Origin of the sequence: Janibacter sp. GXQ6167 (assembly GCF_041365945.1) — a bacterium.
Classification (GTDB): domain Bacteria; phylum Actinomycetota; class Actinomycetes; order Actinomycetales; family Dermatophilaceae; genus JBGFSK01.
In genome coordinates this window covers 67,202-79,357 of record NZ_JBGFSK010000007.1, presented here as the reverse complement: position 1 = coordinate 79,357, position 12,156 = coordinate 67,202, and the positions used below count along the sequence as shown (strand labels likewise).

The window sequence follows — 12,156 nt, the reverse complement described above, 5'->3', positions numbered from 1 at the left end:
TCGCGTTTTTCTTAAGAGCTATCAGCGGGCGGACCCGGCGACGGTCGATCCGGAGTCAGCCGACGGAGCAATCTGGTCGAGCAAGACCGAGTGAATCAGCTCGCTCGCCCAGGTGAGCACCGCCTGGTCCCGAAGGGGGCTGCCCCCGATCCGGGCCGTGGTCGGCTTCGGCACCAAGATCGTACGGGTCCCTTCCTTATAGAGCGAGCGCGGGTAGACCCGGGCGAGGCGGAGCTGCTGGGATTCACGCAACTCGGCGGGGGCGAACCGGACCTGTTGGCCCTGCATCGCAATCTCGGTCAGACCCGCGGTGCGCGCGAGGATCCGCAGCCGCGCCACCGCGACGAGGTTCTCGACCGGCTCCGGCGGATCGCCATAGCGATCGCGCAGTTCGTCGACGATCTCGCCGAGTTCGTTGTCGTCGCTCGCCGCGGCGAGCTTGGTGTAGGCCTCCAGGCGGAGCCGCTCCCCCGGGATGTACTCGTGCGGCAGGTGGGCGTTGACCGGGAGCTCGATCTTCATCTCGGCCGGCGCGCTGCCCCCTTCGCCCTTGAAGTCCGAGACCGCCTCGCCGACGAGACGCACGTAGAGGTCAAAGCCCACGCCCGCGATGTGCCCGGACTGTTCGCCGCCGAGGAGATTGCCCGCACCGCGAATCTCGAGGTCCTTCATCGCGACCTGCATGCCCGCACCGAGGTCGGTGTTAGACGCGATCGTCTGCAGCCGGTCGTGCGCGGTCTCGGTGAGGGGCTTATCCGGCGGGTAGAGGAAGTAGGCGTAGGCGCGCTCGCGGCCCCGGCCGACGCGGCCGCGCAACTGGTGCAGCTGGGAGAGCCCGAGCCGATCCGCCCGGTCGAGGATCAAGGTGTTGGCGTTGGAGATGTCGAGGCCGGTCTCGACGATGGTGGTGCACACCAGCACGTCGAAGCGGCGCTCCCAGAAGTCGAGGACGACCTGCTCCAGGCGGTGCTCACCCATCTTGCCGTGAGCGGTCTCGATCCGCGCCTCGGGGACGAGTTCGCGCAGGTGGGAGGCGGTGCGTTCGATCGTCGAGACGTTGTTGTGGACGAAGAAGACCTGGCCCTCGCGCATCAACTCGCGCCGAATCGCGGCCGCTACCTGACGGTCCTCGGACGGACCGACGAAGGTCAGCACCGGATGACGTTCCTCCGGGGGCGTCGCGAGCGTGGACATTTCGCGGATGCCGGTCACGGCCATCTCCAGCGTGCGCGGGATCGGCGTCGCCGACATCGCAAGGACGTCGACGGCGGTGCGCATCGCCTTCAACTGCTCCTTGTGCTCGACGCCAAAGCGCTGCTCCTCGTCGATCACGACCAAGCCCAGATCCTTGAACTTCACCTCGTTGCCGAGGAGCCGGTGGGTGCCGATCACGAGGTCGACCGAACCGTCCGCGAGCCCGGCGAGCACCTCCTTGGCCTGCTTGTCGGTCTGGAAGCGGCTGAGGGCCTTCACGACGACGGGGAAGCCCGCGTAGCGCTCGGAGAAGGTGTTGAGGTGTTGTTGGACGAGCAGCGTCGTCGGGACGAGCACCGCGACCTGCTTGCCGTCCTGGATGGCCTTAAAAGCGGCCCGGACGGCGATCTCGGTCTTGCCGTAGCCGACATCACCGCAGACCAGGCGGTCCATCGGGACCGCGAGCTCCATATCGGCCTTGACCTCATCGATGGTGCTCAACTGGTCGGGGGTCTCGATATGCGCGAAGGCATCCTCGAGCTCGCGCTGCCACGGGGTGTCCGGCGCGAAGGCGTGACCCTTGGTCGCCATCCGCGCGCTGTAGAGCCGGATCAGCTCACCGGCGATCTGCTTCACATAGCGCTTGGCCCGCGACTTGGTCTTGCTCCAGTCGCTGCCACCCATCTTGTTGATCGTCGGCGACTCGCCCCCGACGTAGCGCGTCACCTGATCGAGTTGATCACTCGGGACGAAGAGGCGGTCGCCGGGCTGCCCGCGGCGCGACGGCGCGTACTCGATCACGAGGTACTCGCGGGTCGCACCGCCGACGGTGCGCTGCATCATCTCGACGAAGGTGCCGACGCCGTGCTGCTCGTGCACGACGTGGTCCCCGGGACGCAGGGAGAGCGGATCGACCTGCTTGCGCCGCCGCGAGGGCATCGCCCGCATATCGCGAGTGGAACCGCCGCTCCCGGAGGAGCCCAATAGGTCGGCCTCGCTTAAGACCGCGAGACGTTCCTCCGGCAGCACGAAGCCGGTGCCGATCCGCGCGGCGGTGATGGCGATGATGCCGTCGGCGGTCTCGCCGCCGAGGCGGACCGGGAGGTCATGCTCACGCAGGACTTCGGCGACGCGCGTCGCAAGCCCCGGACCGTCGGTCGCGATCAGCATTTGCCAACCCTCGGCGATCCACTCCCGGGCCTGACTCACGGCGGCTTCGGTGTCTCCGCGATAGCGGGGGGCCTCCTCGGCCTCGATCCGGATCGTCACGTGATCGTGCTCGACCGCATCGGCCATCCGGTCGGCAAGGTCTTCATCGATGGCGAAGGGGGTGAGCGTCCACCACCGCAGACCCACGTCGAGCGCGTGCTCACGAGCCTCGGCGATCGTCCAGTGCGACGCGGTGCCGAGCACCCCTTCGAGATCGATCGGGACCTGATTGCCGGCGGCGGCATTGGCCCAGGACGCCTGAAGGAATTCCTCACTCGTCGCGACGAGGTCGTGGGCGCGGGTCCGCACGCGCTCGGGGTCGGCGACCACGACGCCGCTGCCTTGCGGGAGGACATCGAGCACGGACTCCATGCCATCGACGAGCGCCGGCCCGAGGGATTCCATCCCCTCCACGGCGATCCCCTCGGCGACCTTGGTCAGCATGTCCGCGACCCCGGGGAGCTGCTCGGCCAGCTCGGCGGCGCGCGCTCGCACCGAGTCAGTCAGCAGAATCTCTCGGCACGGCGGTGCCCAGAGGCCATGCTCGGCGGGCTCGAGACTGCGCTGGTCGGCGACCTTGAACCACCGGATGTCTTCGACTTCGTCCCCGAAGAACTCGACGCGAAGGGGGTGCTCCTCCGTCGGCGGGAACACATCGAGGATTCCGCCGCGGATGGCGAACTCACCGCGCCGCTCGACCAAGTCGGTGCGGACGTAGGCGGCGGCCGCGAGGTCGGCAGCGAGCTCCTCCAGCGGGCGCTCATCGCCGACCCGCAGCGCGACCGGTTCGAGATCGCCGAGACCACGAGCGATCGGCTGGAGCACGGCGCGGACCGAAGCGACGACGACGCGGAGCGGGCCATACGTCGGGTCATCCGGGTCGGGGTGAGCGAGGCGGCGTAGGACGGCGAGGCGACGCCCGACGGTGTCGCTGCGGGGGCTGAGCCGCTCGTGCGGGAGCGTCTCCCAGGAGGGGAAGGTCGCCACGTCGTGTTCGGGCAGCATGGCGCGCAACGCGCTCGCCATGTCATCGGCCTCGCGTGCCGTCGCGGTGATCACGAGCTGCACCCCGGGCGCATCGAGCGCGCCGACCAACGGCGCGCGCAGACCGGCGGGCGCCACGACATCAAGTTCCGCAGTGGAGCCGAGATGCTCGCGGATGGTACGGACCACCGGGAGGTCGTGCAGGCGGGCACCAAGGGGGGCCAAGTTCGTCTCACTCATACCGCAGACCAGTGTGCCTCAGCAGGGCGACAACCCGGGACTCACGCCCGAGCGGACCTCACGGCTTCGGCGCGTGCACCACCTGCTGAGCCTCGGTAAGACCCCTGGTGATCAGCAGCTCGACGGCATCGGCAGCCGCGTCGAGCAGGAAGGGCAGTTCCTTACGCTCTGGTGTCGAGAAGTCCTTCAGCACGAAGGAGGCAGCGTCCGTGCGCCCCGGTGGCCGGCCGATCCCGACCCGCACCCGCTGGTAGTCCTTGCTCGCCACGCTGGAGGAGATCGAGCGCAGACCGTTGTGCCCCCCTTCGCCGCCGCCGCGTTTGAGCCGGACTTCGCCGAAGGGGATGTCGAGTTCGTCGTGGATCACGACGACGTGGTCGAGGTCGACCGAGAAGAAGGAGGCGAGGGCCTTGGTCGGTCCTCCCGAGAGGTTCATGAAGGAGTGTGGGACGGCGATGATCGCGCGGGGGCCAGGGACACCACCGACCCGGATCGACTCGGCGCTCGCCCCCGCCTTATGCGTGCGCAAGGTGACCCCCGCGCGTGCCGCCAACTCATCGACGACCATGGCCCCGACGTTGTGCCGATTGCCGGCGTACTGGGGTCCGGGGTTCCCAAGACCGATGACGAGCCAGGTATCACTCACGCTGGCGAAGGGTAGTCGCTTCGGCTAGCGGCGCGCCTCGCCGACCGAGAGCCGCGGCGAACCGGGCGGGCTCACGGAGTCCAGCGCCCGCCGCAACGCCGTGCTCGACGTGTGCACGGTGTAGGGGAAGTACTCGACCCGCACGCCAACCTCGGCGAAGCGGCGCTCCAACTCCAGCCCCTTGGGGCTTCCCTTCCAGTCGTCACCCTTGAAGAAGACATCGAAGGGGCGCTCGCGCCAGGTGAGCACCTTGTCCGGCTGGGTCTCGACGTGCACCGCGTCGACATAGCGGATGTGAGAAACGATCTCGGCGCGCTCGTGGACGGGCACGACCGGGCGGCGTCCCTTGGCAGCCTCCAGCATGTCGTCATCGACGACCCCGGCGATCAGGAAATCGCAGCGCGACGCAGCGTGCCGCAAGATGTTGAGGTGGCCGACGTGGAACATGTCCCACGCGCCGGCCGCATACCCGATGACGCTCACGATCCCCCTCTAGCCCCACTGCCACCTGTCCGCGAAGAGGCTATCGGCCGGATCGGGACTTCGCAGCCGTTTGGGGCAAGAAGTTCTCTTGCCGAGGCCGTGCCGACGCAAGGGCACCTCACGGTAGCGTCGAGGGGGTGTGCACACGCAGCCGTCGCCGGGGCCGGCCCGTCCTCGTCGTCCACCCGGGCGCCGAGTTGTACGGGTCTGATCGCATGTTCCTCGAGTCGGTCAGGGGCCTGCTCGAGGCGGGCGAAGAGGTCCTCGCTGTCGTGCCGTCGGCCGGACCGCTCACGGAGCAGTTCGATCGGCTCGGGGTCGCGTGGCGCACTCTGCCGATGCCGGTGTTGCGCAAGTCGGCCCTCACCCCAGGCGGCTTCGCCCGGCTCGCCGCGACGGCGCTGCGGTCTGCCCCTTCCATCCTTGGGCTGCTGGCTCGAGTCCGCCCGCGGGTCGTCTACGTCAGCACCCAGACGATCCCCTCGGTCCTGATCGCGGCGCGCCTTAGCGGTGCCCGCACGGTGTGCCACATCCATGAGGCCGAGCGGCATCCCCGTAGGGCGGTCGAACTCGGCCTCTTCGGCCCGTTACGGGCCGCGCACGAACTGATCGCTAACAGCGAGTACTCGGCGATGGTGGTGGGCGGAGCGGTCCCGGCCCTGGCGGAACGAACTCGAGTGATCACAAACGGAGTCGCGGGCCCACCGACCGTCACTGCCCCGCGCGAGCGCCTCGTCGATGGCGTCCGAGTCCTCTACATCGGCCGTATCTCCCCCCGGAAGGGCCCGGATGTGGCGATCCGTGCGGTGCGCTCGCTGCGAGAGAAGGGGGTTCGGGTCAGCCTCGACCTCGTCGGGGACACCTTCGCGGGCTACGAGTGGTTCGCCGAGCACCTTCAGGACGACGCCGGGGACCTGATCGGCTCCGGTGATGTCCGGCTGCACGGATTCCGCCCTTCCGTCTGGGACGCGATCGCCGATAGTGACATCGTCGTCGTCCCCTCGGTCCTGCCGGAATCCTTAGGTAACACCGCCGTCGAGGCCCGCCTCGCCGCGCGGCCGGTCGTCGTGAGCGAGATCGGGGGCCTCGTCGAAGCCATCGCCGGGTCGGCATCCAGCCATGCGGTGCCCCCCGGCGACCACGAGGCGCTCGCCGACGCCCTGCATCACGTCATCGACGAGTGGCCCAGTGTGCGAGAAGCGGCCCTCGCGGACGCCCGCTCCGCCGAGGGCACCTTCGCCCCGCAGCGTTACCGGCGGGAGGTCGCTGCCGCCCTCTCAGAGCGGGGCTCCGACGCCACCCCCGAGCGCCCCTTGCGCGTCATGCAGTCCTTCCCGCAGCCGCGCCCGACCACCAACCCATACATCGTCCAACTCGGCCAGGCGCTGCAGGCCGACCCCGGGGTCGAGCACGTCACTTTTTCCTGGCGCGAGGCGGTGCGCGGGCGATTCGACGTCGTGCACCTGCACTGGCCGGAAGCCCTGATCGACGGCGGGGGCGTTAAGGGCATCGCGAAGCGGGCTCTCTACGCCGCCTTCCTCGCGCGGTGCGCCGTCCGACGTACCGCGCTCGTGCAGACCGTCCATAACCTGGCCCTGCCGGATGTGCCGTGGAGCCAGCGGATCCTCCTGCAACGCACTGCCGCGATGACCGATCTGCGCATCGTGATCAACCCCACCACCACGCTTCCCGAGGGCGATCACTTCGTGACAATCCTCCACGGCCACTACCGGGATTGGTTTGCCGCGTACCCCCGGAAAGATCCGGTCCCTGGGCGCGCAGCCTTCGTCGGGCTGATCCGCCGGTACAAGGGCGTCGAGGACCTCGTGGAGGTGATGCGGCGGAGCGAGCGGACCGACCTCTCGCTCACCATCTCCGGGAACCCCACGTCGAGCGAGATCGAGCAGGCGATCCGCGAGAGCGTCGCGCCCGACCCTCGGGTAAGCGTGGATTTGCGGTATCTCGATGACGCGGACTTCGTGGCGGCCATCACGGCGGCTCAGCTCATCGTGCTGCCCTACCGGCACATGCATAACTCCGGGACTGCCCTGGCCGCGCTGTCGTTGGACCGACCGGTCCTCGTGCCGGTCAATGACGCGACGCAAGCCCTGGCCGCGGAGGTCGGTCCGGGCTGGGTTCATTTTTATAGCGGCCACCTCACGGTCGACGCGCTCGAGCGCGCCCTCGCCGCGCCAACCCCTTCGAATCCGCCCGACCTGTCCGCCCGCGAATGGGGCGGGGCGGGCCTCGCGCACCGCGAGGCCTACCGCTTGGCGCGACGCCTCGCCCTCGGCAGATCCGACGCGGGCGGGGGCTCCTCATGGAGCGGGTAGTGATCGCGATCCCCACGTTCAAGCGGCCCACGCTCCTTCGGGCCGCCCTGGACGAGAGCGTCCGGCAGGCGAAGGCGTTGAGCGCCGCGGGCCAGGTGGAGGTCTCGACACTCGTCGTCGACAACGATCCGCACGCGTCCGCCGAGTCGACGGCCCGTGCCTTCGGGGCGCGGTACGTGGTCGAGCCCGTGCCCGGGGTGAGCGCCGTGCGGAACCGGACGCTTGACGAAAGTGCCGACGCCGACCTGCTCGTCTGTCTCGACGACGACGAGGTACCTCAGCCCGGCTGGTTGAGTGAGTTGGTCACCATGAAGCGGGCCACCGGCGCCGACGCCATTGCTGGCCGGGTGAGCACCGCCCTTCCGGATGAGGCCGACGAATGGGTCCGCGCCGCCTATATCCGACCCTCACGGCGCAATGGCCAAGCGCTGCGCGAATGCGCCACGAACAACCTCCTGCTCGACCTGCACACCGTCCGGCGCCTGGGCCTGCGCTTCGATCCCGCCTTCGGATTGACCGGTGGCGAGGACAGTGTCTTCACCTCGACCCTGGTCCGCCGAGGCGGCACGATCCGGTGGGCCCAACACGCCCATGTCGTCGAGACCGTCGGACCGGAGCGTCTCGAACGTCGCTGGCTGATCACGCTCGCCTACCGGTTCGGGAACACGCGGGCCCACCTCTCGCAGCGCCGCCGCTCGAGCCGCCTGGGCCGGGTCGCTGGCCGATGCGGAAGTGTCGGCGGCGGGATCGCCCGGGTCGGGGTCGGCGGGCTGCAGGCCCTGGCCGGCCTCGCCCGCCGCGACGTCACCCGGCGCGTGCTCGGCCTGCGCCGCGCCGCGATCGGGACCGGCATGGTGGCCGGAGCCTTCGGGCATTCCTACGACGAGTACGCGCGACGCCGGGCCGCCGAGGAAGGATCACGCGAGTGAACGATGACATCCTCGCCACGGTCGGGGTGATCGTCGTGAACTACGGTTCGCACGAGCTGGTCGAGGACAACCTCACCCAAACGGTCGGCGACGCCTTCCCGGGGTACGTGGCGGTCGTCGACAGCTGGAGCAGCAGTGAGGAGCGTCGCGATGTCGAGGCGATGTGCGAACTCCACGGCTGGCACGCTATCTCGCCACCGGGCAACCCCGGCTTTGGTGGCGGCTGCAACCTCGGGGCGTCGGCCGCCCTCGGCGCGGGAGCCACCGCTTTGGTCTTCGTGAACCCCGACGCTTACCTGCCCCTCGATGACCTTCGGGCCTTGGCGCAGTCCGTCCTCCAGGACCCTGCGCAGGTGCGCGCGCCGGTCGTGGTTCGCCCCGATGGGAGCCACTTCGCGTCCCTTGCCGATCTGCTGATCGAGCGCGGCCAGACGCGCGCCCGGTTCCGGTCCCCAGCGGGACCGCCGCCCGGATCGCGCCCCTGGGTGAGCGGTGCCTGTTTCGCCATCGCCGCGTCGATGTGGACCACGATCGGCGGATTCGACGAGGACTACTTCTTGTATTGGGAAGACGTCGACCTCAGCCGCCGGGTGGTGATGGCTGGGGGTGAGCCCCGCGTCGATCCGTCGTGCCAGGCCGTCCACGACGAAGGGGGCACTCACCGCGGCACGACACCGAGCCGTGCGAAGTCGCCGGTCTACTACTACTACAACGTGCGCGGCCGACTGACCTACGCGCGCAAGCACCTCGGTCGACGCGACCGACGCCGCTGGGTGCTCACCACTCCGGTCGTCGCGTACCGGGTCCTCCTCGAAGGCGGTCGCCGCCAGCTCATCCACCCGCGTCGGACGTGGTGGCCAGCCCTGCGTGGCGCCATCGATGGGTTCCGCGGCCGGACCGGCCCGCGCTATCCCTGATCTGCGGCGGTCCGGACCGCGTCGCCGAGGACGAGATCGATCACCTCGGGGGCGTGGGCGGTCGTCGATACCGTGACAAACCGTCCCTCATCCTTGCGGAAGAGTCCCCCGCGGATCTGGATCCCCTCGATGCGCGGGTTGTCGAGGATCAGCAGGTGTCCCCCATCGGGCAGGCTCGCGAGGATCGCGTTCAGCGCACGCACGATCTGATCGTCGCTGAAGTACAGCCGGCGTAAGAGGTTTGCCACCTTGATCACGTGAGGAGCGGTCGGACCCGGCCACGGCTCGAAGACATCGTGGGTCTGCGCCGTGACCCTGGGGTCGGCGGCGATCCGGGACTGGGCCGCCGGCCCGAGCAGCGAGACGGAGGTCGCGGAACGTCCGACGGCTCGCTCGGCAATGCGCCGCGTCAACGCCGCCACGGCCCGGGATTGCTCGGGCCAACTCAAGAAGCGGGGGCCGGCGATTAGCACGGGCTGGGACGAGTCGGGGTAGGTGAGGACCATCCGGCGGCCGACCCATCGGGCATCGAGCGCAAGGTACTTGTCGCAGATGGTGAACGCCCCGAAATCGGCCGGCATTCGGTCGATCAGGTCAGCGGAGGTCGATCCGTCCGAGGCCCCGATATCGACGATGTGCGCTCCGGTCAGGTCGACGGCGTCGAGCAGCAGATCATCGACCGGTCGGTGCCGGTCGCTCCCGGTGATCTTGTAGGTGCCCCCGACGTGGATCGCGTTCATCGCCGCCCGGAAGCGCTCGGGATCCGGGTCGCTTGCCAGGATCACTCGAGGGTCGGACCAGGTGAACCGCGATGCGATGCGCCGGACCGGCGAGGGCCACCCTTCGCGCACGAGCCTTATCGGGAAGCGCACACAACCGCCTGGGACGCCTCGCCCTGCTCGGACGTGGCGGGGACGAAGGGCACAACCGTCGCCTCGTCGTCGCCCTCATCCGACGACCGCTCGGCCTTCGGTGTGGGCCCGACGATCTCGAGCAGGTCGGAGATCGCGTCGGCGATGACGGCAACCGTCTTGCGGTGGACCCGTCGTGAGCGACCACGCGGGTCCGCAATGTCATCGTCGTCGAGGTACGTCGGCAAGATGACGCCACGGTGGTCCAAGGCGTACTGGGCGAGGCGGTCCCAACTGACGGCGCCGCCAGCTGGGTCCTCTTCCTTGCCAAGGGCTCGGGCGAAGCGGGCCATTTCGGCGAGGGTGAAGGTGCGCCGGATCGCCGAGGGGTCGAGGCGCACGACCCGTGAGCGGTGCCGCCGGGTGGCGACCAGGATGAGGCCGGCGTGTCGAACCATGGCCGCATCAAGTCGGCGGGTGACGAACCCGTCGGGGTCCGCACCGATCGAGCGAAGGGCGCTTGCCGTCCGCTCATCGATCTCTGCGCCGCCCTCGGCTTCGGTGCCCGCGCTCGTCACGCTGCACCACGAACCCACGCCCGGCAGATCCCCCACGCCATCGCGAAGCAGGATCTGTGCAGCAGGCGATCGACACGCGTTGCCAGCGCACACGATCAGCACATCAGTGACGGCCATTCACCCAACTCCTTCCGGTCCCCGGCTAGCCAGGGAGACGAGCCGGGGGCGTAAAGCGCCCCCACGCCCCCCTTCGGCCCTGGCCATGTTACTGGTCAGAATCTTAAGATTTGTCGATCCCGCCAAACGTGTGGTGCAGCCCACGCCCTCACGCCACGTGGACTCGGTCGCGGGTGAGGACCCGGCGGGCGAAGGCCGCGACGCCACGCAGGTCTCGGCGCACGGACGGGATGACCAGGGCGACCACACCGTATGCACTCACGGCCGCTGCTCCGCAGGCGACCAACTGCACGACCGGCGAGAAGGCAGCCGTCGCGTGCTGCACGGCACCCGTCGTGATCGCGGCGACGGCGGCGGCGGTGAGCGCCCGGCCCGCCCCCACCAGCAGCGCCCGCGCGGGGTACGGAGTGTGCCGGGAGAGCACCCAGATCCCGAGCGGAAGTTGGATCAGCGGCGCGACCGCAAAACCGATCGCAACCCCGATCAGGCCGCCAAAACTCCCGACCACCACGCAGACGACCCGCACCACGATGCTGAAGAGGGAGTAGCGAAAGAGGTGAGTCGTCAGGCCCCGGGCGATGAACGCCCAATAGCTGACGTACCCCAGGGCCTGCACAGCGCCCGCGCACGCGAGCACGGCGAATAGCGGCGCGGCCTCGCTCCAGCGCGGGCCGAGGGCGAGCGCGATGATGGCGGGGGCCGCACCAGCCGCAAAGGCCGCCACCGCCATGAGCGTGTAGCCGAGGGCCGCCTGCCCCCGCAGCAGCAATCGGTTTGCCTCCTCCCCTCCAGGGGTGAGGCGTGACAGCAGAGGTACCGCCACGGATGTCGTGGGGTTGAGGAACTGATTGAGCGGCTGCATGAGCAACTGAAAGGCCCGGTCGTAAAGGCCCAGCGGGACCGGCCCGAATCGCAGCGCAACGGTGTAGGTATCGACGTAATTGTTGCCGTAGCCGAGCAACTGAGTCCCCACCATGCCGACACCGAAGCGCACCATCGGCCGGACATCGGCCGAGCGATCCGGCCAGCGAGGCAGCCATCCGGCGAAGAGGATGGCGAGCGCGGCTGTCGTGATGACCCCGGCGAGCTGCTGCACGGCGAGCGCCCACACCCCGGCCCCAGCGAGGGCGGCGGCGATCGCGGATGCTACCCCGACAGCGGCGCCCACCACGTCGCTGACGGCCAAGGCCCCAAACCGTAGCCGCCGGCTGAGGTCGGCTCGGTACTGCGCGAGCACACCGTTGATGATGAAGGTCACCGAGAGCACCTGCAGCAGGCCCACGACCGGGCTATAGCGCTCCAGGTGATGGAGCAAGGGTGCGCTCGCCACGATGATGAGGGCCAGGGTCGCGCCGAGGCCGACATTGATCCAGAGCAGGTTCGACTGCTGCGCACGGGTGATGTGGGGGGCCTGGATTGCTGCGGTTGACAGCCCGAAGTCACGAAAGACCTCGCCGAGTGCGACCACCGTCAAGGCGAGCGCCATCAGTCCGTAATCGGTCGGAGACAACAACCGAGCGAGGATCACGACGGAAAGCACCTGGAGGGCGAGGCGACCGGCCTGGCCCAGCATCACCATCCGCGTACCGGACGCCGCGTGGTGCGCGGCACCCCCTTCGACCCTCGGGCCGTCGCTCCCGCGTGGTTCACTCACCGTCGCGCTGCCGCCCTTGGG

9 protein-coding genes are annotated in these 12,156 nt (G+C 69.3%); 3 read left to right on the top strand and 6 right to left on the bottom strand.

Annotation, left to right across the window (positions count from 1 at the left end; genetic code table 11):
• Positions 1-21 precede the first annotated feature (21 nt).
• The 3 genes from mfd to AB8K43_RS11500 are packed head-to-tail and all read right to left on the bottom strand — an operon-like array spanning position 22 to position 4,756.
• Positions 22-3,627, bottom strand: a complete 3,606-nt coding sequence (gene mfd, locus AB8K43_RS11510; protein WP_370894345.1) for a transcription-repair coupling factor — start codon at positions 3,625-3,627, stop codon at positions 22-24.
• Positions 3,628-3,685: 58 nt separating this feature from the next.
• Entirely contained in the window at positions 3,686-4,273 is a 588-nt protein-coding gene (gene pth, locus AB8K43_RS11505) for an aminoacyl-tRNA hydrolase (RefSeq protein ID WP_370894344.1), read from the bottom strand.
• 24 nt (positions 4,274-4,297) lie between these two features.
• Complete coding sequence (locus AB8K43_RS11500) at positions 4,298-4,756, bottom strand: adenylyltransferase/cytidyltransferase family protein (protein WP_370894343.1); 459 nt, start codon at positions 4,754-4,756, stop codon at positions 4,298-4,300.
• 137 nt (positions 4,757-4,893) lie between these two features.
• Here AB8K43_RS11500 and AB8K43_RS11495 point away from each other — a divergent pair, with 137 nt between their 5' ends.
• The 3 genes from AB8K43_RS11495 to AB8K43_RS11485 are packed head-to-tail and all read left to right on the top strand — an operon-like array spanning position 4,894 to position 8,935.
• Positions 4,894-7,089 carry a glycosyltransferase family 4 protein gene (locus AB8K43_RS11495; protein WP_370894342.1) on the top strand — a complete coding sequence of 732 codons (2,196 nt, stop codon included), beginning with the start codon at positions 4,894-4,896 and terminating at the stop codon, positions 7,087-7,089.
• Complete coding sequence (locus AB8K43_RS11490) at positions 7,089-8,018, top strand: glycosyltransferase family 2 protein (RefSeq protein ID WP_370894341.1); 930 nt, start codon at positions 7,089-7,091, stop codon at positions 8,016-8,018. Before AB8K43_RS11495 ends, AB8K43_RS11490 begins: the two co-directional genes overlap by 1 nt.
• Positions 8,015-8,935, top strand: coding sequence for a glycosyltransferase family 2 protein (locus AB8K43_RS11485; RefSeq protein ID WP_370894340.1), 921 nt, complete (start codon positions 8,015-8,017; stop codon positions 8,933-8,935). Before AB8K43_RS11490 ends, AB8K43_RS11485 begins: the two co-directional genes overlap by 4 nt.
• On the opposite strand, the gene AB8K43_RS11480 is transcribed toward AB8K43_RS11485, so the two are convergent.
• The 3 genes from AB8K43_RS11480 to AB8K43_RS11470 all read right to left on the bottom strand — a co-directional run bounded on the left by AB8K43_RS11480 (position 8,926) and on the right by AB8K43_RS11470 (position 12,135).
• Positions 8,926-9,720 (bottom strand): hypothetical protein, encoded by a 795-nt coding sequence (locus AB8K43_RS11480; protein ID WP_370894339.1) that lies wholly within the window; start codon positions 9,718-9,720, stop codon positions 8,926-8,928. The genes AB8K43_RS11485 and AB8K43_RS11480 overlap by 10 nt on opposite strands.
• A gap of 71 nt (positions 9,721-9,791) precedes the next feature.
• A complete protein-coding gene (locus tag AB8K43_RS11475; RefSeq protein ID WP_370894338.1) occupies positions 9,792-10,481 on the bottom strand; it encodes a low molecular weight phosphatase family protein in 690 nt (229 codons plus the stop codon).
• A gap of 148 nt (positions 10,482-10,629) precedes the next feature.
• Positions 10,630-12,135, bottom strand: coding sequence for a lipopolysaccharide biosynthesis protein (locus AB8K43_RS11470; RefSeq protein WP_370894337.1), 1,506 nt, complete (start codon positions 12,133-12,135; stop codon positions 10,630-10,632).
• Positions 12,136-12,156 lie beyond the last annotated feature (21 nt).